This is a genomic window from Luteibacter sp. Sphag1AF, assembly GCF_014192715.1.
GTDB lineage: Bacteria > Pseudomonadota > Gammaproteobacteria > Xanthomonadales > Rhodanobacteraceae > Luteibacter.
The window spans coordinates 278969-299192 of the sequence record NZ_JACHYH010000001.1 but is presented as its reverse complement, the minus strand read 5'-3'; the positions used below and the strand labels follow the sequence as shown (position 1 = coordinate 299192).

Below are 20224 nucleotides of genomic sequence, written 5' to 3'. Positions count from 1 at the left end.
GCGGGTCTTCGCAACATGCTGGAAAGTTATCCGTAAGGTTTGCCGCGCACTATCCGCGGCATTCTTGTATCGGACGTATCCCCATGCGTCGGCTCGTTAATATTTCGCTCGCGCTGGGTTTGCTCGCCACCTCCCTGGTCGGCTGCGCCAACCTGGGCAGCGTGACGTATCCGCCGCCGGTTCCCGCTGTGCCCTCGCACTGGAGCAGCTTGCCGGCCCCCGCGCCCATGGCGCCGGACATGCAGGGCTGGTGGAAGGCGCTGGGAGATCCGGCGCTGGATGCCGTTGTCGAGCGTGCGCTCGCCAATAATCTCGACGTTGCGCAGGCGGTGGAACGACTGCAGGCAGCACGCGGACTGGACCATCATTCAGGCGATCGTTTCCTCCCTTCGCTGCGTGCGAAGACGGAAGACGCATTCGATCCCGACGCCAGCGCATCGTTCTTCGTTGCCGGCTTCGATGCCATGTGGGAGCTGGGATTCTTCGGCCGTGCGACCGGCGCATCGCGAGTGGCGCGCGGCGAGCTTGCCAGCAGCGAGGCGAATGTGCGCGCAGCGCGCGTGACCGTCATTGCGGAAGTGGTGCGCCAGTGGATTGAAATGCGCGCGGCGCAGCAGCGTCTTGCCCTGCTTCAGGAGGTACGTGACGCATCCGCACGCCGTGCCGCGCTTACTCAGGTGCGCGCAGACCAGCGTCTTGCCTCCCCGGTGGATGTGGCGCGCGCGCAGGGCGATCTGGCCAGGGCCAGTGCTGCCTTGATCGAGCCGCGGCAGGCGGCGGATACGGCATCGCGTCAGCTTGCCGTGTTGCTGGGCCTCAACACGCCCGATCCAGCGTGGAGTGTGGCGGCCGACGTGCCCGAACTGGGCGCATGGAAACTGGACGGCGCGCCGGCGGAGCTGCTGCGCACGCGCCCGGAAATTGCCCGTGCCGAAGCGGACGTGCTGCGCATGGCAGGCGAGCTGGGTCTGGCCCGCGCAGACATGTATCCGAGCATCGGGCTCGGCGCCTCCATGATCTGGTCCACCGAAATTCTGAGTTACCGCCGCACGCATACACGCGGCATTGTGGGCGCAGGCCCGGTGATCGACATTCCGCTGTTCGACTGGGGCATGCGTGCCGCCACCGCTCATGCCAAGGGTCATGAATTTCAGGCGGCCGTGCTGGCGTACCGGCAAAGCGTGCTGGTCGGCGTGGCCGAAGTGCAGACAGCACTGAACAACCTTGATGCCCTGCGTGAACGCGAAGGGAGCAGCCGTGACCTCGTGACGGCAACGGCACAGGCAGATCGCGCCGTGGTCACGCGCATCGACCTGAAGCTTGCCAGCGAATGGGACCGTACGGAATCGCGAACCGCACTCGCCCAGGCGAATGCCGAACTGGTGGATGCGCGCGCGACCCGCGATCTGGCTTATGTGGCGCTGTTCAAGGCACTGGGCGGAGCGCCCGTGGTGGCCAGCGATCACGAAGACCAGGAAAACGAGGCGCGGCGCTGATGGTGGCGCTGGCCCGCAAGACGCTGATCTACGAATGGCGGCGTTTTCTGCCGGCGATTCTCGCCGTGGGTTTCGCCGGTCTGTTGCAGGTGTTGCAGGCCGCGCTGGTGCTCGGCATTTTCAGCAGCGCCAGTGTTTACATCACCGGTTCGCATGGCGACCTCTGGGTCGGCTACCCCGGAACACAGAGCGTGGATCAGGGCCGAGCACTCGATCCCAATGTGGAAATGCGCCTGCGCATGGACCCTGCGGTCACTCGCGTGGAGCCTTTCATCTGGCTGGATGGCGACTGGCGTGGCGATCAGGCCACGGGCGGTGTATCGGTGTATGTCTCCGGTATCGACCCGCGCGACAATAGCCTGATGTTCGCGCGCGTGCTGGACGCCGAGTTGCGATCACGCCTGCGTGAGCCCGATGGCGTGATCGTGGATCGCGCGGATCTGGACAAACTGGGCGTGCGCGTCGGTGGCACGGCGGCGATCAACGGGCATCGCGTGCGCGTGGTGGGCGTGGGCTCGGGCCTGCGTGCGCTGGGCGGCGTGAATATCATTGCGTCTCTGGAGACGGCGGCGCGCCTTGATGGCGACCCCGCGTCGTCGGGTCGTCCCACCTATCTGGTGGCTGAGCTGGCGCCGCATACGGACGCCGCGTCCGTAGCTCGCCGGCTGCGTCACGCGCCGGGCTTCGGCCCCTATGATGTCTGGACGTCCCGCGCGTTTGCACGCCGCACGGTGCTTTACTGGATGTTCGATACAGGTGCCGGTGCCGGCGTGCTGTTCCTTGCGGGCATCGTGTTCCTGGTGGGTGCCGTCATCACGAGCCAGACGCTCGTCGCCGCCGTGGCAGGCTCGGTGCGCGAGTACGCCACGCTGAACGCATTGGGCGTGGGTTTGCCGGCTCTTCGCTGGGTGGTGCTTGAACAGGCCTTCTGGGTGGGGGCGCTGGGATTGCTGGGCGCGTCTGTGGTGGGTGGAGTGCTGATGGTGATTGCACGTGCGCGCGATGTGCCCGTGCTGCTCAGCATGCCGGTCACACTTGTGTGTGCGCTGCTGGTGATGCTGCTGGCCGCGGTGTCTGGCCTGGCAGCCGCGCGCGCGTTGCGCCGCGCCGACCCTGCCACGTTGCTGAGGTGACCGGATGAACGCCTCTGCCATGTCACCCATTCCGAGCCTTACCGCACACGGTGTGGCGCGAGCGTTCGTCAGTGGACGCATTCGCACCAACATCCTGCATGACCTGTCCATCGACCTTTACGCAGGCGAGCTGACCCTCATTTCGGGACCATCCGGTTGTGGCAAGAGCACCTTGCTTGCCGTGCTGAGCGGCTTGCAGCGCATCGACGCCGGCCGCGTCACAGCGCTTGGCAACCGCATCGACGAGATGGGTCAGCGCGAGTTGGAGCGCTTCCGCCTGCTGCACACCGGCTTCGTGTTTCAGGGCTTCAACCTCTTCCCTGCGTTGAGTGCGCTGGAGCAGGTGGAACTGCCGTTGCATTACCTTGGGCTTCCGGCCAAAGACGTTCGCGAGCGTGCGTTGCGTGCACTGGAAGAGGTCGGCATGGGCGCGCGTTCCCGGCTGCGCCCGACGGAGCTTTCCGGTGGCGAAAAGCAGCGCGTTGCCGTGGCACGCGCCATGGCCAAGGAGCCGGAACTCCTGTTTGCCGATGAGCCCACCAGTGCGCTGGATGCGGCCAATGGGCAGATGGTGATCGACATGCTGCACCGTATTGCGCGAACCCACGGGACCACGGTCCTGTGCGTCAGTCACGATCCGCGCCTGTTGGGCCACGCCGACCGCGTGCTGTCGATGGAAGACGGCCGGATACTCAGTGACCGGCGCAATTCGCCGCTCGCTCCCTCTCATTCCGTGAATCAGCAGGCGTCGTCGCCATGAATGTCCCCGCCATGACCCGTTGCGTCGCCGCATTGCTCACCATGACTCTGCTCGCCGCCTGTTCGGAGCGCGAGCATGCGCCCGCCGCTGCCGCGCCCGTCTCCTATGCCGCCGTGGCGCGGGGCCGCATCGACATCGAAGGTGGCCTGCTGCCGCTGGCGATGCGGCGTGACGGCATTCTCGCCAGCGTGGCCGTTCACGAAGGTGACCACGTGACGGCAGGGCAGACACTGGCTCGTCTGGACGATACGGCCGCGCGCATCGCGCTGGCCTCTGCGCAGGCGGAACGCGATCAGGCGCAGGCGCAGGCCGCCACGCTGGAGAAGCGCGTGGCAGCGGCAAAGCTGCGCGCGCAGCGTCTGGCTTCGGCGGCGGCGGGCGGTGCCACCGATGGCCAAAGCGCCGATGACGCCGCCGAAGCGCTGTCGCAGGCAACGGCAGAGGCGGAGTCGGCCAGGGCGCAGGCCAGCCTGCTCGGGCAGAAAGTCGCTTCCGCTCAGTACGACCTTGCCATGCAGACCCTGCAGGCGCCTGTGGCAGGCGTGGTCACCCAGCTCAACAACCGGGCTGGCGCCGCCGCCGGCCCCGCCAGCCCGCTGCTTGTGCTGCTGCCGGACGGCCCGCGCATCGTCCGTGCGGAACTCAGCGAGGCTTACGTCAACGACGTGACCGTGGGCATGAAAGCCCAGGTCACCATCGACAGCGATGCGGGTGCCAAGCCGTTGCAGGCCACGGTCGTGCGGGTGGGCTCGGTGGTGGGCGCAGGCACGCTGGAAGATGATGCGCAGGCTCGCGCGACCTCACGTAGCGTGGATTGCGTGCTGTCGATTGAAAGCCCGCAGGAACTCCGCATCGGGCAGCGTGTGCTGGTTCGTTTCGCGAAAGCCGGCCCCTGACCTCAAAAGTGATACACGAACGCCAGTGACTGCGAGAACTGCGTGCGCGTGCCATAACGGCGCACCAGCGGGCTGGATGCGGCATCGCCCAGCAGGCGCCCGTAGTTCAGCGACAGCGCGAAACCGGTGTGCTGGCTGGTCGGAATGAACGCGTCGTATTCGACATAGGCCTGCTCGCCGCCAGCGGCAGGCCGCCATGCCTGCGTGCCGATGCGCTCGGCCTCGGCAGCGGTGACGCCGAAGAAGCGTCGCATCGCCGCGCCATTCATGGCTTCCCACTGAAACTCGAACGAATGCTCGATGTAGCCCAGGTCCGGAAGCTTCCAGTCGGCATAAACGGCAAAGTAGGCACCCGCGCCGCCGGTGTCGTGAGAGAGATGGCTGCCCAGCGTCCACTGTTTGCTGAACTCGTATTCCACATAGCCACCGCCCAGAAAACGCGGTGAAAGCGAGGTTATCTTGCCGCCCAGTGCGCCAAGGTCATCACTTGTTCTTCCCCAGAGGTAGTTTCCGTAAAGACCGCCGTGCCATGCTTGGCCGTGAATGAAGTCGACAGTGAGGCCATCGGCCGTGGACAGCTCGCCGATATCCGGAAGCGTGATGTCGATATAGGGCAGGGGTTGTATGCGATGGTCGCGGGAGCCCATCCAGGAGGGCATCCGTTCAGCGCCAGCGCCGATGGCGTAGCTGGCCTCTTCGCTGGCGAAGGCCGCGCAGGACGGGATCAGGGACAGGAGTGCGATTCGGGCAAGGGGACGGCAAAGACTCATCGGTTCGCTGGCGTGAAAGTTCGCCGAAGATCATAGCGGGACCGTGTGTTCAGGAGGTCTACGGTGCTATGTGAAACCCGTGTGGAGAGGGGGAAAGGGGTGCGAAAGGAACCCTCCCTAATCTGCGCTCAACCCTAATTGGTGGACATCCCAAGTGGATCACTCGGTTTCATGGAACATCCTTTGCGACTTCGACGGCACGATTACCGTCGAGGACGTCATTGACTCGCTGCTGGATCGCTTCGGCCGTCCCGGCTGGGAAATTCTTGAGCGCGACTGGCGCGCGGGCCGCATCGGCTCGGCCGAATGCATGGCCGGGCAGGTCAGCCTGCTGGACGTCACCCGCGCGGAAATGGATGCGCACCTGCACGGCCTGCACATCGACCATGGCTTCCCGGCGTTCGTGACTGAGGCCTCGCGCCTTGGCATGCCGATTCGCGTGGTGAGCGATGGCCTGGATTACGCCATTGCCTCGATCCTTGAGCGTCATGGCCTGAATTCGCTGCCCGTGGCTGCCAATCACCTGAACATGGCGGGCGACCGCGAATGGCGCCTCACCTCGCCGTTCCGCCAGCCGGACTGCCGCAGCGGCACCTGCAAGTGCGCCTGCGTAGCCGAGTCGCGTGCGACCGGCCGAAAGACCCTTCTGATCGGCGATGGTGCGTCGGACTTCTGTGCCGCTGACACCGTGGACTTCGTGTTCGCGAAGAACCGCCTGATCGAGCATTGCCGCGCGGCGGGTATCCCGTACGTGCCCATTGCAAGCTTTGACGAGGCGCTGGAACTGCTTCCCGCGCTTGCTGACGGACGTCTCCCACCCGAGATCGTCGTCGCCCCGACTCCCGCACTTACGACGTAACAGGATCGAACCCGCATGAACGTTCTCTCCAGGAATCCGCAGATCGTCATCGACGACGCGCAGCTGCTTGCCGATGAGGCGAAGTACTGCTCGTTCGGCGACACCGTGCACTATGTCGATCCGCCGAAGATCTTCCGCCACGCGGAAGGCAGCTACATCTACGACAGCGAAAACATCCCCTTCCTCGACCTGCAGATGTGGTACTCGGCCGTCAACTTCGGTTACGGCAACAAGCGTCTGAATGATCGATTGAAGGACCAGATCGACCTGCTCCCGCAGGTGGCCAGCCAGTACCTGCACCAGACCAAGATCGAGCTGGCCAAGACCATCGCGGTGGACGCGAAGTCGAAGTTCGGCCTCGACGGTCGCGTGCACTTCAACGTGGGTGGCGCGCAGGCGGTGGAAGATTCGCTCAAGCTCGTGCGCAATGCGCGCAACGGCAAGAGCCTGATGTTCGCGTTTGAAGGTGGCTACCACGGCCGCACGCTCGGCGCGTCGTCCATCACCTCCAGCTATCGCTACCGTCGTCGCTTCGGCCACTTCGGCGAGCGCGCGATGTTCATCCCGTTCCCGTATCCGTTCCGTCGCCCGAAGGGCATGACGCCGGAAGAATATTCGGATGCCTGCGTGCGCCAGTTCGAGCGTCTGTTCGAAACCGAATACAACGGCGTGTGGGACCCGAAGGTCGGCCAGGCTGAATACGCTGCGTTCTACGTCGAGCCGATCCAGGGCACCGGCGGCTACGTCATTCCGCCGAAGAACTTCTTCATCGACCTGAAGAAGGTGCTCGACAAGTACGGCATCCTGATGGTCTGCGACGAAATCCAGATGGGTTTCTGGCGCACCGGCAAGCTGTGGTCGATCGAGAACTTCGGTGTGAACCCCGACGTGATCGTGTTCGGCAAGGCGCTGACCAATGGCCTGAACCCGCTGTCGGGCCTGTGGGCTCGCGAAGAGTTGATCAACCCGACCATCTTCCCGCCGGGCTCGACGCACTCCACGTTCAACTCCAACCCGCTGGGCACCGCCCTCGGTCTGGAAGTGATCAAGATGGGTTACGAGCTGGACTACGGCACGAAGGTCGTGGAGAAGGGCAAGCACTTCTTGGATGGCCTGAAGGATCTTCAGAAGCGTCACAAGGAAATCGGCGATGTCGACGGCCTGGGTCTGGCGCTGCGCGCCGAGATCTGCACCGATGACGGCTTCACGCCGAACAAGGAACTGCTCGACAAGATGGTCGACATCGGTCTGGCCGGTGGCCTTGAGCACAACGGCAAGAAGATCGGCCTCGTGCTGGACGTGGGCGGCTGGTACAAGAACGTGATCACGTTCGCTCCGTCGCTGGACATCAGCCACGAAGAGATCGACCTCGCCATCTCGCTGCTGGATCAGCTGCTGACGAAGGCGAAAAAGGGCTGATAAGTCCTCCGGGCGAAGGAGTCGGCAACAGCCGGCTCCTTCGCCCTGTTTTTTGGTGACACGATTTGTTTCAGTCCGGTGCGCGCACCGCGAGCACCGCATTGAGTCCGCCGAAAGCGAACGAATGGGACAGTGCGGCCGCTACCTGCACACGCCTTGGCTCGTTGCGTATGACGTCAAGGTCACACGCAGGGTCCGGGTCCAGGAAGTTGGCCGTGGGAGGAAGGATGCCGTTGCGCAATGCTTGCACCACCGCCACAAGCTCAAGCGCACCTGAGGCACCCAGCGCATGACCGTGCATCGACTTCGTGGAAGACACCGGCACTTCGGTGGCCCGTGGGCCGAATACCTGATGGATGGCTCGCGTTTCGGTCACGTCGTTGGCCTGCGTGCCCGTGCCGTGCGCGTTGATGTAACCGATGTCGCTGGCGCTCAGGCCGGCATCGCTCAGTGCGGCCTGAATGGCTCGCGCCGCACCCTCGGCAGACGGTGCCACGATGTCGCCGGCGTCGGCACTCATGCCCGTGCCCGCGATCTCCGCAAGGATCGTCGCGCCGCGTCCTCTGGCGTGCTCCAGCGTTTCCAGCACAAACATGGCTGCGCCTTCGCCCAGTACCAGCCCGTGACGCTGCTTGCAGAAGGGGCGACAGGTATCGTCGGCCAGGATGCGCATGGCTTCCCATGCGCGGAACACACCGAAACTGAGGCAGGCCTCCGCGCCGCCGGTCACCGCCACGTCGGCCATGCCGCTGCGCAGCAACGCCACGGCCTGGCAGATGGCGTGATTGGCCGATGCGCACGCGCTGGACACCACGAATGCCGGGCCCGTGGAGCCCAGCTCCATGCTGATGTGGCTGCACGGTGCGCTGGTCATGATGCGCACGATGCTCAGCGGATGCACGCGTACGGCGCCTTCGCCGTAGAGCTTGCGGTCCTGCTCGTCGCGCGAGGTTTCGCCGCCAGCGCCGGTGCCCACAATCACCGCCGTGCGATGGCTGTTGTCGCCACCGTGGGGCAGGCCGGCCTGTTTCGCCGCCTCGCGTGCAGCGAGCAGGGCGAACTGCGAAACGCGATCCAGCAGGGGCAGCACGCGTTCGTCGAAATGATCTTCGGGTCTGAAATCGTGCAATTGCGCCGCGATGGTGGCTTTCAGGTCCTTCGCGTACGGATGGCGCAGAGGGCCAATGGCCGAACGTCCTTCAGACAACGCGCCCCACAGAGGATCCACGCCAATGCCGAAGGCGCTGACTGCGCCCAGGCCGGTCAGGACCACCCGTCGTTCCATCCGATTGCTCATGGCATCTCTCCATCGACAGCACGCGGGCGGAATCAGGCGGGGGGCGCGGAACCTGCCTTGATGGCGAGGCCCTTCTCTACGGCCTCCACCAGACTGGCGATGGTCTCGGTGTCGAAGTTGGCATTGCCTTCGGGCAGTGTGACCTCGAAGGCTTCCTCGATATCGAAGATGATCTCGATGGCATCCAGCGACGTGACGCCGATTTCGGCCAGCGTAGTGCTGGTGCTGATGGTGGATCGGTCTACCTTCGCACTTGCTGCGATGATGTCCAGCACCCTGTCTTCAACAGATGTACTCATGACCCCAACCTCCTCGTCGTTGCGAGCCCGGATGCCGGAACGGCAGCCGGAGGGCACGGCGCCCCGAGCATAGCGGCGGAAACCTTACGCATGGCTTTCCTGAATCAGCTTGAGCCGGATGCGCTTCTGGCGCATTTCGACCAATCCCCGCCGCTGGGCTTCAAGACCCTGCGGACGAAGGATGGCATCCCCGCGTTCGTCGCGCCATTCGATCTGCTGACCACGGCCGATAATGCGCTACGCGAACGCGTCCGTGCTCTGCCACTGTACCGGCTGTGGTCCGGTTTGTTGCGCCCGCTGACCTGTTTCGTGGGTACCACGGTCAGCGAGTACGCCATGTTCCCTGGCTCTGCCGAGCCCGAAGCATTGGCGCAGGAACTGCGCTCCACGGTGGCGCGCCAGTATCCGTTGGTGGTGGTCAAGGATATTCCCGAGGAATCTCCACTGCTTGGCGCCGCAGAGAGCGCATGGTCCAGCCGCTTCATCGAGGCCGCGACGCAGGCGGGCTTCGTGATGGTGGAGGGTCAGGCGCTGGCGTGGGTTCCCATCGACTTTGCGTCTGCCGATGAGTATCTGGGGCGCCTGTCGTCCAGCCGTCGGAAGAACCTGCGCCGCAAGTTGCGCTCGCGCGACGATCTGGACGTGGAAGTGATTCCCACGGGCAAGGCGTTTGCCGACCCCGAGCGGGTGGCCGCGTTCTATGCGTTGTATCGGCAGGTGTACGAGCAGAGCGACATTCATTTCGATCTGCTGGATCTGGAATTCTTTCGCCGCGCATTGCAGGACGAAGACGGTGGCGGCGTGGTGATGGTGTATCGCCACCAGGGCACGCTGGTCGGCTGGAACCTCTGCTATGTGCACGAGGGTCGTCTTCTGGATAAATACATCGGCTTTTCGTATCCGCTGGCGCGCGAGCACAATCTGTATTTCGTGAGCTGGATGTACAACCTCGAATACGCCCGCGCACAGGGTCTTACGCATTATGTGGCGGGCTGGACCGACCCTGAGGTCAAGGCATCGCTGGGCGCACGTTTTCACATGACGCGCCACGCGGTGTACATCCGCAATCCCTTGCTGCGCTTCGTGCTGAGGCGCATGACGAAACACTTTGAAAGCGATCGACAATGGCAGGAAGAGTATGAAGCGTCCCGTCGTACTTGATATGGACAGCTCCGTCGGGCCGTTGGCCGGGCGGGTGGTTCTGCCGCTGGAGCAGTGGCAGGAAACGCTGCGTTTTGGCTGTTCGCTGAGCGCGCTGCGGCGCTTCAGGGAAACGCTGGATGCAGCCTTGCCACTGGACTACGGCACGGTGTTCATGGGCAGTGGTGATTTCCACCATCTGACCTGGCCGCTGGTGGAGCGCGTTCGCCCGGTGGAACCGATGGATGTGGTCGTGTTCGACAATCATCCGGACAACATGCGTTTTCCGTTCGGCGTGCACTGCGGGTCGTGGGTGCGTCGCGTGGCGATGTTGCCGCACGTCAATCACGTGCACGTGGTGGGCATCACGTCCAGCGACATCGGTGCGGGTCACGCCTGGGAAAATTACCGTGGTCCACTGCGCGCGGGTCGCCTCACGTATTGGTCGTGTGGCGTGGATACCACCTGGTCGCGTCGTGCGGGTATGGCATCGGCGTTCCGTTCGTTTGATTCGTCCTCCGCGATGATCGAGGCGTTTGTCGAAGCACTTTCTGCGCAGCGCCGGCCGGTTTATCTGTCTATCGACAAGGATGCCTACGACGCGTCCGTCGCGATGACAAACTGGGATCAGGGCACGTTGAATGAGGCCGGCGGCGAAGCGATGATGGATGCACTCGCGGGCCGGATCATCGGCAGCGATGTCACGGGCGAGATTTCGCGCTATCGCTACAAGACGTGGTGGAAGCGCCGCCTGAGTGCGATGGACGGCCAGGACGACATCCCCGAAGCCAGCCTCGCCGCATGGCAAGCCCAGCAACACGCACTCAACGAACGCCTGCTTCTGGCCATCGCCCGCAACAGCGCGCCGTGATCCATCCCCGGCTCTCTTATGGGAGAGAGTCGAACGGCCCGGCCTTCAGAATCTCCAGCGCCTCAGGCGGAATACGATCCGCCTGAGTGAGCCAGATCGCCGTGATTGCCGGCAGCGAATCGCTCAACAGCCGCTTGCTGAGGTTGTGCATGCGCTGCAACGTCGCCGGACTCACATCGGCTTCGGTCGTGTATGACATCAGGTCATTGAGGGCTGTGGCATCACCCAGTCGCAGGAACAGATCCTCATGCAGCCGGTGGCTGGTGATGGACATTCCCGTGTTGCAGGTAGGGCAGGGGACGGTTTGATCGGTCGGACGCATGGCGGTTCCTTTACCTCGAAGGTCCGCACCTTGCCGCAGCAAGGTGGCGGACGTGTCGGGGTCGAAAACCGGTCAATCACACAATCCGGCCAGGCACGAAACCTGCCCGACACGCCCGCCTCAAAACGACGTGCACTCAGAGCGCAGGCGGCGAACCGCCTGCGTGTGTGATTGATACGGGTTTCGACACCCGGCCGCCGAGGATTCGGCGACGCAGGAAGCATCCCGATTCACGAAAGGCAGAACTATCCGATTATTCCGAAAAAATCATTGGAATTATTTGAGAGTGGGACTGGCATGCATCGCTCGCAGCCTCACTCTCACAGCTTCTCAATTCGGGATCACAGTCGGCCGATCAGGTACTGCACGACGAGGCTGGTGATGGCGACCGAGGCCCAGACTCCGAGGCCCAGGAGAATCGGGCGCGGGCCAGTGGAGGCCATGCGGCGCAGGTCGGCGGAGAGGCCGATGGAGGTGAGGGCCACGATGATGAGGCATTCGGCGGCGAAGTGAATCCACGGCAGCAGCACGTCGGGAACGAGGCCAGCGGTGCGCACGGCGGATGCCACGAGGAACCAGAGGATGAACCACGGGAAGATGCGGCGCATGCTGAAATCGGTGCCACCGCTGCGCTTTTCCTTCCAGCCCACAATCATCGCCAGCACGAGGCAGATGGGAATGATCAGCGTGGCGCGGGTGAGTTTGACGATGGTGGCGTAGTCGCCAGCGGTCTGGCTGTAACTGTAGCCAGCTGCCACGACCGACGAGGTGTCGTTGATGGCGGTGCCCGCCCACAGGCCGAAGCCCAGGTCAGACAGATGCATGAGATGGCCGAGGGCGGGGAACAGCAGCACCGCCACCAGGTTGAACAGGAAGATGGTGGAGATGGCGAACGCGGTGTCATGTTCGTCGGGTTTGACGATGGGCACCACGGCCGCGATGGCGGAGCCGCCACAGATGGCGGTGCCAACGCCAATCAGCAGCCGCAGCTTGTCGTGCACGCGCAGTACCTTGCCCAGCACAAACGCAGCGATACCGGCCGCGGCGACAGTGGACAGCGTGACCGACAGTGATTCAAGCCCGGTATGCGCCACCTGAGTCAGGCTGAGGCCAAAGCCCAGCGCGATGATCGACCATTGCAGAATCTGCTTTGAGGCGAAGCGGATGCCCGGCTGATAGCTGGCCGATGGCGCTGCGAAATGCCGCACAAGCAGACCCAGCACGATGCCAAAGACGGCGCCGCCCACCAGCGGCACCAGCTTGCCCAGCCCGAATGCCACCGCCGCAATGGCGAAGGCAAGGATCAGGCCGGGCAATTTTCCTGGCGTGGGGACAGTGGCTGCGGTGGCGGACATGCGGGTGGGCTCGATAAAGAACTGGACACATTGTCCTCCCGCCCTTTTGATAAGCATATTGAATAAGTTTTATCTGGCGTATAAGTACAACTTATGATCGGAATCAGCCCTCGCCAGCTTGAAGTCTTCGTGGCCATTGCCCGCGAGGGCAGTGTCCGTGCCGCCGCCGAACAACTGCACCTGAGCCAGCCTGCCGCCAGCATGGCGCTGGCGGAGCTGGAGCGGCAGCTTGGGGCAGCGCTGTTTGCGCGCGAGAAGGGCCGTCTGCGCCTCAATACGCGGGGACGCGAAACGCTGCCGCTGGCACAGGAGCTGATCGAACGTTTCGCGGAACTGGAAGGACGCGCAGGCGGCGCCATGACCTCGTTGGCCGGCGAGTTGCGCATCGGTGCAAGCAATACGGTCGGCAATTATCTGGTGGGTGATCTGGTGGGGCCGTTCACGGCGGCGCATCCCGGGGTGTCGTTGCGGCTGGGCGTCGCCAATACGGCGCGGATCGCCGAAGGCGTGCTTGAGCATGTGTACGACGTGGGGTGCGTGGAAGGGCCTGTGACGCACGCATCGCTGGAAACGCGCCCGTGGCGCGACGACTCCCTGGTGGTGTGCGTGCGGCCGGATCACCGGCTGGCAGGCAGGCAGCGGCTGCGCCGCGATGATTTCGCGGGCGAGCGCTGGGTGCTTCGCGAACGCGGCTCAGCCACCCGGGCATTGAGTGAGCGCGCGCTGGCCGACTTGCCCGAGGGCACGACGGTGCTGGAGCTTGATCAGTCCGAAGCCATCAAGCAGGCCGTGATTGCGGGTCTGGGTATCGCCTGCCTTCCCGCCGTGGCCGTGGTCGACGCCCTCGCAGCGGGACGGCTGGTCACGTTGCGCACGCCCTTTCTTGATTTGCGCCGCACCCTTTCGCTGGTGCTGCGCCGCTCGCGCTACCGCGGCGCGTTGGTGGATGCGTTTCTGGGCATGGTGTGATCTGGTCAAAACATGACCAGTGCAAGGCAAGTGCCTGTTCTGAAACGCGCCGTGCGGGTTATCCACATGCTTATGCATCGGCTGTCCACATGGGGTGTGGATAAGCGGTGGCCCACGTCGACGCGCCCGCTAAAGTGCCCAGGCCAGACGCGTCTTACAGCGCCTCGACCTCGTCGGTGTCGCACTCGCCGATGGCGCCGGGTGAAAGGATGGTGGCGAGGTGGGCTTCCACGTCGTCGCGCGTATGCGAACGGAACAACTTTGGCGCGGCCTGGCGAAGCACCTTGCAGTCCAGGCCGGTGAGCTTGTCGCGCACCTGCAACAGCTGGCCCGGATGCATGCTGAATTCTTCGAGGCCCATGGCCACCAGCAGCGGCGTAAAGGCGGTGTCACCCGCGATTTCGCCGCACAGGCTCACCGGCTTGCGCGCACGTCGTGCCGCCGCGATAACGTGGGCAATCAGCCTGAGGAATGCCGGCTGAAGCGGATCGTAGATGCCTTCCAGTGCGTCGTTGTTGCGATCGGCGGCCAGCACGTACTGGGCAAGATCGTTGGTACCGATGGACAGGAAGTCGGCTTTCTGCAGGATGCTGGTAACACCGATGGCAGCGGCCGGCACCTCGATCATGGCGCCGATGTCCAGCCGTTCGGGCAGCTCGTGGCCTTCGCGACTCAGAGCTTCGCGGGCTTTCTTGATGAGTGCGCGCACCGCGACCATCTCGCCCATGTGGGTCACCATGGGAACCAGGATGCGGATGGGACCGTAGCAGGCCGCACGCAGGATGGCGCGCAGCTGCACGCTGAAGATGTCCGGGTAGCGCAGCGACAGGCGCACGCCACGCACGCCGAGCGCGGGATTGTCTTCGCCGCGGATGGCGAGGCCGGCCGCGTCGGCCTTGTCGGCGCCGAGGTCCAGCGTGCGGATGGTGACGGGCAGGCCGCCCATGCCCAGTACGAGGTCGCGGTAGGCGACGAATTGTTCTTCCTCGGAGGGAAGCCCGCGCTGGCGCAGGAACAGGAATTCGGAACGATAAAGACCGATGCCATCCGCGCCACGAGCGCGCGCCTGGGCCACGTCACCGGCGAGTTCGGCATTGGCAAACAGGCGCATGTGGGCGCCATCGCGCGTGAGCGTGGGGGCGGTGGCCAGGGCGGCCAGCCGGCGACCTTCCTGCGCGGCCTGACGCTGCCACTGGCGATAGCGCGCGAGGTCCTGGGCCGTGGGATGCACGATGACGTCGCCGTTCTCGGCGTCGATCAGCACCAGGTCGTCGTCGTTGATGGTGGCCAGCGCATCGCGCGTGCCCACCAGCATCGGGAGGTTGAAGCTGCGGGCAAGGATGGCGCTGTGCGAGTACACGCTGCCAGCGCTGGCCACGACGCCCAGCAGACCCTGGCCGGCCATGGCGGCCATGTCGGCGGGCGCCACGGTGTCGCTGACCACGATCTCGCCCATGCGCGCCGCCAGCTTGCGTTCTTCGCGGGTGGACTGCTGCTGGAGGACGGACATGACCCGGCCGATGACCTGGTCGATGTCTTCGCCGCGGCTTTTCAAGTAGGGATCGTGCATGGCGTCGAACACGGCAGCCAGGCGGTCACGCTGCATCTTCAGCGCGGCGCTGGCGGTGTAGTGACCGACGGCGATCAGTTCGTCCAGACCGCGGAGCAGTTCTTCGTCGTCCAGCAACAGGCTGTGCGCATCAATGAAGTCGCCCACTTCGCGGGCGAGTGCGCCGTGCAGCTTGCTGCGCAGCTCGTGCAGTTCCTGTCGAGCCGTGTCGATGGCCTTGTGCAGCCGTTCGATTTCCGGAGCAATCTCGTCGTTCTCAAGCAGCCGCGTGTCGACGGAATAGATGCTGGGCTGAACAAGGCGCGCGCGACCGAGGGCCATGCCCCGGGCAGCAGGAGTACCTGTCAGCACATACCTCATCCGAACCTCTCCGTGCCTGCAGCAAACATGCGATTACGCGCCTTCGTCGAATTTTCTGTTGAACAGGTCGATGACGGCAGCCAGTGCGGCTTCCTCATCCGGACCATCCGCACGGACAGTCAGGGAGGTTCCCAGACCTGCGGCCAGCATCATCACGCCCATGATGCTCTGGGCGTTGACTTCGCGTCCCTTGCTGAGCAAGCACACGCTGGATTTGAATCCTGCAACGAGCTGAACCAGCTTGGCGGATGCCCGCGCATGCAGGCCGAGCCGGTTGGATACCACGATGTCCTGTTCAAGCATGATCTATGAAGATCCCCCCGCGACCGCCCGTGGCTGCAATCTCCGCCAGTTCGGACAACGACTTTTCAGAATAGTTGAGGACACGCAGCAGCATCGGCAAATTCAGCCCGGACACGCAGCGAAGATGGACACCCAGCTGGCTGAGTGACAGGCCGATGTTGCAGGGCGTGGCACCGTAAAGATCGGCGAGCACCAGCACGCCGTCGCCATTGTCGAGATCGCGGGCGTGCTTCGCGGTCAACGCGCGCATGACGTCGGGGTCGGCGTTGGCTGGCACTTCGACCGCATCGACCGCGAGCGGAAGCGTGGGAATGACGTGCCGCGCGGCAGAGATCAGCGCTTTGCCGACCGCCTCGTGAGTCATGAGCAGGACGCCGACGCTCATGGTCGCGACACGATGGGAGAGAAAGCTTGGATCATGGCGTCATTCGAGTTCGCGGTGGAAAGTGAGTACGTTGCCGCGCTCCGCGCGAAAGTGCTGGGCGAGCTTCTCGACCAGGTAAACGGATCGATGGCGGCCCCCTGTGCAGCCAATGGAGACGGTGACGTAACTGCGGTCAGCGCCCTGAAAGCGCGGCAGCCAGGTCTCCAGCCAGCGCACGATATCCACATAATACTCGCCTGCCATCGGCTGTGCCTCCAGATATTCACGGACGGGCAGGTCCCGGCCGGAAAGGGGGCGCAGGGCGGGCTCCCAGTGGGGATTGGGCAGGCAGCGGGCGTCAAAAACGAAATCAGCGTCCGGCGGCAGGCCGCGACGGTAGGCAAACGACTCGAAAAGCAGGGTGGTGCCGTCGGAGGCCTCGGCGTAGCCCGTGGCGAACAGGCGGCGCAGCTGATGCACGTTCAGGTCGCTGGAGTCGATGACCTTGTCGGCGATGTTCACCAGCGGACGCAGCAGCCGGCGCTCCTGGTCGATGGATTCCGCCAGGGACAGCCGCTCGATGGACAGCGGATGGCGCCGGCGGGTTTCCGAGTAGCGCTTGATCAGCACGTCGTCGCGGCTGTCCAGGAAAATCAGGTGCACCTGGACGCCGGCCATGGCCAGCTCGGACAGCACCTGAGGCATGCGCTGAAGGTCGGCCACCCGGTTGCGCACGTCCACACCCACGGCGATCCGCTTGCGCGGGCCATGCTCACCATGGCTTACCGCCGCTACCAGCTGGGGCATGAGCGCGGCCGGCAGGTTGTCGACGCAGTAGAACTCGAGGTCTTCCAGCGCGCGCAGTGCCACGGTCTTGCCGCCACCGGACATGCCGGTGAGCACGACCAGATGGATGGCGTTGGCATCCACAATGGGAGTGAAGGGACTTTCAGTCATCTTGGGCTACCAGGGCGGAAGGCGGCGCATCTGGTGCGCCTGTCGGTCGATGAAGGTCTGGGCAGGATCAATGCCCTTGCTCTTCAGTACATGGTTGCGCACAGCCGCTTCCACCAGTACCGCCAGGTTGCGACCGGGTGCCACAGGGATGGTGATCATCGGCACGTCCACGTCCATCACGTTGCGGCGGCTGACGTCGCCAGTGAGGCGGGTCATGCCATCGGTTTCCTCGCCCTCACGCATGGGCTTCAGGTGCACGACGAGACGAAGGTACTTCGACGGCTTGACCGCCGTGTGACCAAACATTTCGCGAACGTTGAGCACGCCCAGACCGCGCACTTCCAGAAGATCCTGAAGAAGTTCAGGGCACGCGCCGTCAATGACGTCCGGCGCGATGAGGGTGAACTCGGTGGCATCGTCGGCAACCAGGCGGTGGCCGCGGCTGATGAGTTCCAGTGCCAGCTCGCTTTTGCCTGAGCCCGGGCCGCCGGTAATCAGCACACCGATGGAAAACACTTCGAGGAATACACCATGCAACGTGACCCGCGGCGCCAGCGTGCGTGCGAGGTGATATTGCAGATAAGTAAGCAGCTCGTGGCCGCGCTTGGTGCTTTGCCAGAGCGGTGTGTCGGTTTCCTCGGCCACTTCGCGAAGGTCCGAAGGGATCGACTGATCCTTCGTCACGATCAGCGCGGCGGGTTGATAGGCGGCGATCTTGTGGATCGTTTCCCAACGCTGACGCGAATCGAGCCCATCCAGGTAGATGAGTTCTTCGGTGCCGATGATCTGCACCTTGTTCGGATAGATGACGTTGAGATAACCCACCAGCGACGGACGCCGGCTTTGCTTGGCGTTGGGTTCCAGAACGCGGGCTTCGCCACGCATGCCAGCAGCCCAGCGGAGCGCCATGCGCTCGTGCACTCCATCGAACAGTTGTCGGGCAGTAAGCCGGTCCACTAACGATCCTTGGGCTCGTCGTTTGTGGGGCTATTGTGCCATCAACCCGTGGTGGGGTCAGGAAATGGCAGTGCGGGGAAGGGGAGTGGTCCGAGTGCCGCCCGCAGGTGCGGGCGGCGGGGAATGCTCGTCAGACCGCAGCGCGTGCGTTGCGAACTTCCTGATTGTGGTGATCGGTGAGCTTTTCCTTGTGCTTGCGCAGCTGCTCGGAAAGCTTGGTCATCATGTCGTCGATGGCGGCGTACATGTCCGGGTTGGTGGCTTCAGCGTGAAGCTTCTTGCCCGTGCACAGCAACGAGCCTTCAGCGCGCTTTTCGGCATCCACCGAAAGCACCACGGACAACGTGGTTATGTTCTCGAAAAGGCGTTGAAAGCGGCTGGTATGCGATTCGACACGCTCGCGCAGTGCCGGGGTGATTTCGATGTGCTGGCCGCTGAGTTGGACTTGCATGACGCCTCCTTCTTGCTGAGGTTGCCGTCCTTGTGGACGACGATGACGGAGCGGCACCGGGCCTGCTCCTCGATCCTGAACTTTTGGGACACACACTTTGCAGTGGGGTTCCCCAAGAGCGTAATCAACCTGCGCGAGTGCGTTCGCTTGAACTTGGAATACGTAACGCTTCGCGATACTTCGCTACCGTACGTCGTGCTACCTGAATGCCACGTCGATGCAGTTCCTCCGCGAGGGCCTGATCCGATAGCGGGCGCCGCGGATCTTCCGCGGTGATGAGTTTGCGAAGCATGGCCTGGATGGCGGTGGCCGATGCGCTGCCACCGTCTTCCGTGGCCACGCCACTGGAAAAGAAATGCTTCAGTTCAAACGTGCCGCGCGGCGTATGCAGATACTTTCGCGTGGTTACCCGGGAGATGGTGGACTCATGCATGCCCACTTCTTCGGCGACTTCGCGCAGCACCAGCGGATGCATGGCTTCGGGGCCGTAGTCGAGGAAAGCGCTTTGCCGACGCACGATGACCTCGGCCACTTTTTGCAGGGTTTCCGCGCGTGATTGCAGACTCTTCAGCAACCATCGCGCTTCCTGCAACTGACCTTTCATCCACGTGGCATCGTCGCCGCGAGCACGGGCAATGAGGTTGCAGTAATGCTGGTTCAAACCGAGGCGCGGTTGCGCGTCGGCATTGAGGCTCACCAGCCAGCGCCCATTTTCGCGGCGCGCATAAACATCCGGCGCCACGTATTCCACGGGCGTGGCATCCAGCGCTGCGCCGGGGCGCGGATCGAGGCTGCGGATGAGCGCGGCCGCCGCGCTGGTTTCTTCCTCACTGGCGCGCAGCCGTCGCGCGATGCGCACGATGTCGTTGCGGGCCAGCAGTTCCAGTTCTTCCTCGACAATGCGGATGGCAAGGTTGCGCTGGGTGAATTCCGGTGCGAACTGGCTGAGCTGCACCAGCAGGCAATCTTTGAGATTGAGGCTGGCCACGCCAGTGGGATCAAAACGCTGCACGCGCTGGCGCACGGCGTCGATGTCGTCATGCGTGGCATTGAGGCCCGGCGGAAGCGCGGCGGCTACAGCTTCGATGCCATCGTGCAGGTAACCGTCTTCGTCCAGCGCGTGGATGATGGCCGTGGCAATGGCGGCATCGCGCGGATTGAACTGCGAGAGATTGAGCTGCCATTCCAGATGCTGTTGCAGGTTTTCCGGCGCGGCGTTCTGCGGTTCAAAACCGTCTTCGTCGGCCGAGCCGTTGCGCGAGGGGCCGCCGGAATAATCGCCGGGGTCACCGTGCGTGCGGTCGTCTTCCCATTCGGGTGCAACATCTTCGCTGGAGGCGCTGGCCGGCTCCTCGTCTTTCTTGGACTTGGGTGGCGCTTCTTCGCGCAGGGGGAATTCAGCCGCTTCGAATTCGCTCTCGTCTGCGCCTTCTGATTCGGCGTCTTCGGCGAATTCAAGCAGGGGGTTGCCTTCGGCAATCTGGCGCAACTCCGCCTCCAGCTCCAATTGCGACAACTGCAGGAGCCGGATGGCCTGTTGCAGCTGCGGAGTGAGGGTGAGCTGCTGGTGAAGGCGAAACTGAAGTCCGGGTTTCATACCTGCCGAATGTGATGCGTCAAAGGCATCCTAACCCCTCGCGCTGGCGCGGGCCAGCGGGACAGGTCACATCATGGGA

Annotated in this window: 21 protein-coding genes; 9 read left to right on the top strand and 12 right to left on the bottom strand. The window is 63.9% G+C overall.

The features are described 5' to 3' along the window. The first annotated feature begins 83 nt into the window (after positions 1 to 83). The 4 genes from FHW69_RS01400 to FHW69_RS01385 are packed head-to-tail and all read left to right on the top strand — an operon-like array spanning position 84 to position 4285. Positions 84 to 1496: a TolC family protein gene (locus FHW69_RS01400; RefSeq protein WP_183421229.1), complete on the top strand. Its 1413-nt coding sequence runs from the start codon at positions 84 to 86 to the stop codon at positions 1494 to 1496. Then, entirely contained in the window at positions 1496 to 2629 is a 1134-nt protein-coding gene (locus FHW69_RS01395) for an ABC transporter permease (protein WP_183421227.1), read from the top strand. Before FHW69_RS01400 ends, FHW69_RS01395 begins: the two co-directional genes overlap by 1 nt. A gap of 19 nt (positions 2630 to 2648) precedes the next feature. Then, positions 2649 to 3389 (top strand): ABC transporter ATP-binding protein, encoded by a 741-nt coding sequence (locus FHW69_RS01390; RefSeq protein ID WP_255494482.1) that lies wholly within the window; start codon positions 2649 to 2651, stop codon positions 3387 to 3389. Further along, positions 3386 to 4285 carry an HlyD family efflux transporter periplasmic adaptor subunit gene (locus FHW69_RS01385; RefSeq protein ID WP_255494481.1) on the top strand — a complete coding sequence of 300 codons (900 nt, stop codon included), beginning with the start codon at positions 3386 to 3388 and terminating at the stop codon, positions 4283 to 4285. Before FHW69_RS01390 ends, FHW69_RS01385 begins: the two co-directional genes overlap by 4 nt. 2 nt (positions 4286 to 4287) lie before the next feature. Here FHW69_RS01385 and FHW69_RS01380 read toward each other — a convergent pair whose 3' ends face one another. Next, entirely contained in the window at positions 4288 to 5055 is a 768-nt protein-coding gene (locus FHW69_RS01380; protein ID WP_183421224.1) for a MipA/OmpV family protein, read from the bottom strand. Positions 5056 to 5209: 154 nt separating this feature from the next. On the opposite strand from FHW69_RS01380, the gene FHW69_RS01375 reads away from it, so the two are divergent. Together FHW69_RS01375 and FHW69_RS01370 are read left to right on the top strand one after the other, a co-directional pair. Continuing rightward, positions 5210 to 5914, top strand: a complete 705-nt coding sequence (locus FHW69_RS01375) for an MtnX-like HAD-IB family phosphatase (RefSeq protein ID WP_183421222.1) — start codon at positions 5210 to 5212, stop codon at positions 5912 to 5914. Positions 5915 to 5929: 15 nt separating this feature from the next. Continuing rightward, positions 5930 to 7333 (top strand): aspartate aminotransferase family protein, encoded by a 1404-nt coding sequence (locus FHW69_RS01370; protein WP_183421220.1) that lies wholly within the window; start codon positions 5930 to 5932, stop codon positions 7331 to 7333. A 70-nt stretch (positions 7334 to 7403) separates the two neighbouring features. Here the strand turns inward: FHW69_RS01370 and FHW69_RS01365 are convergent, their stop codons facing one another. After that, entirely contained in the window at positions 7404 to 8630 is a 1227-nt protein-coding gene (locus tag FHW69_RS01365; protein WP_183421219.1) for a beta-ketoacyl-[acyl-carrier-protein] synthase family protein, read from the bottom strand. Between the two features lie 32 nt (positions 8631 to 8662). Further along, the gene (locus tag FHW69_RS01360) at positions 8663 to 8929 is read right to left on the bottom strand and encodes an acyl carrier protein (RefSeq protein ID WP_183421218.1); all 267 of its coding nucleotides are present in this window, start codon (positions 8927 to 8929) and stop codon (positions 8663 to 8665) included. Positions 8930 to 9019: 90 nt separating this feature from the next. Here FHW69_RS01360 and FHW69_RS01355 point away from each other — a divergent pair, with 90 nt between their 5' ends. Continuing rightward, positions 9020 to 10090 carry a GNAT family N-acetyltransferase gene (locus FHW69_RS01355; RefSeq protein WP_183421217.1) on the top strand — a complete coding sequence of 357 codons (1071 nt, stop codon included), beginning with the start codon at positions 9020 to 9022 and terminating at the stop codon, positions 10088 to 10090. Further along, entirely contained in the window at positions 10068 to 10940 is an 873-nt protein-coding gene (locus FHW69_RS01350; protein ID WP_183421216.1) for an arginase family protein, read from the top strand. The genes FHW69_RS01355 and FHW69_RS01350 overlap by 23 nt, the downstream gene beginning before the upstream one ends. 16 nt (positions 10941 to 10956) lie before the next feature. Here FHW69_RS01350 and FHW69_RS01345 read toward each other — a convergent pair whose 3' ends face one another. Both FHW69_RS01345 and FHW69_RS01340 read right to left on the bottom strand, forming a co-directional pair. Next, a complete protein-coding gene (locus FHW69_RS01345) occupies positions 10957 to 11262 on the bottom strand; it encodes a hypothetical protein (RefSeq protein ID WP_183421215.1) in 306 nt (101 codons plus the stop codon). A gap of 341 nt (positions 11263 to 11603) precedes the next feature. Further along, positions 11604 to 12617 carry a YeiH family protein gene (locus FHW69_RS01340; protein WP_183421214.1) on the bottom strand — a complete coding sequence of 338 codons (1014 nt, stop codon included), beginning with the start codon at positions 12615 to 12617 and terminating at the stop codon, positions 11604 to 11606. Positions 12618 to 12710: 93 nt separating this feature from the next. On the opposite strand from FHW69_RS01340, the gene FHW69_RS01335 reads away from it, so the two are divergent. Beyond that, positions 12711 to 13586, top strand: coding sequence for a LysR family transcriptional regulator (locus tag FHW69_RS01335; RefSeq protein ID WP_183421212.1), 876 nt, complete (start codon positions 12711 to 12713; stop codon positions 13584 to 13586). A gap of 154 nt (positions 13587 to 13740) precedes the next feature. Here the strand turns inward: FHW69_RS01335 and ptsP are convergent, their stop codons facing one another. The 7 genes from ptsP to FHW69_RS01300 all read right to left on the bottom strand — a co-directional run bounded on the left by ptsP (position 13741) and on the right by FHW69_RS01300 (position 20145). Next, a complete protein-coding gene (ptsP, locus tag FHW69_RS01330) occupies positions 13741 to 15516 on the bottom strand; it encodes a phosphoenolpyruvate--protein phosphotransferase (RefSeq protein WP_183421211.1) in 1776 nt (591 codons plus the stop codon). 33 nt (positions 15517 to 15549) lie between these two features. After that, complete coding sequence (locus FHW69_RS01325) at positions 15550 to 15819, bottom strand: HPr family phosphocarrier protein (protein ID WP_183421210.1); 270 nt, start codon at positions 15817 to 15819, stop codon at positions 15550 to 15552. Beyond that, positions 15812 to 16204, bottom strand: a complete 393-nt coding sequence (locus FHW69_RS01320; protein ID WP_183421209.1) for a PTS fructose IIA subunit family protein — start codon at positions 16202 to 16204, stop codon at positions 15812 to 15814. Before FHW69_RS01320 ends, FHW69_RS01325 begins: the two co-directional genes overlap by 8 nt. A gap of 39 nt (positions 16205 to 16243) precedes the next feature. After that, the gene (rapZ, locus tag FHW69_RS01315; protein ID WP_183421208.1) at positions 16244 to 17140 is read right to left on the bottom strand and encodes an RNase adapter RapZ; all 897 of its coding nucleotides are present in this window, start codon (positions 17138 to 17140) and stop codon (positions 16244 to 16246) included. A 6-nt stretch (positions 17141 to 17146) separates the two neighbouring features. Continuing rightward, positions 17147 to 18097 (bottom strand): HPr(Ser) kinase/phosphatase, encoded by a 951-nt coding sequence (gene hprK / locus FHW69_RS01310; protein WP_183421207.1) that lies wholly within the window; start codon positions 18095 to 18097, stop codon positions 17147 to 17149. 130 nt (positions 18098 to 18227) lie between these two features. Beyond that, positions 18228 to 18548 (bottom strand): ribosome-associated translation inhibitor RaiA, encoded by a 321-nt coding sequence (gene raiA, locus FHW69_RS01305; RefSeq protein WP_183421206.1) that lies wholly within the window; start codon positions 18546 to 18548, stop codon positions 18228 to 18230. Between the two features lie 124 nt (positions 18549 to 18672). After that, complete coding sequence (locus FHW69_RS01300) at positions 18673 to 20145, bottom strand: RNA polymerase factor sigma-54 (RefSeq protein WP_183421205.1); 1473 nt, start codon at positions 20143 to 20145, stop codon at positions 18673 to 18675. Positions 20146 to 20224 lie beyond the last annotated feature (79 nt).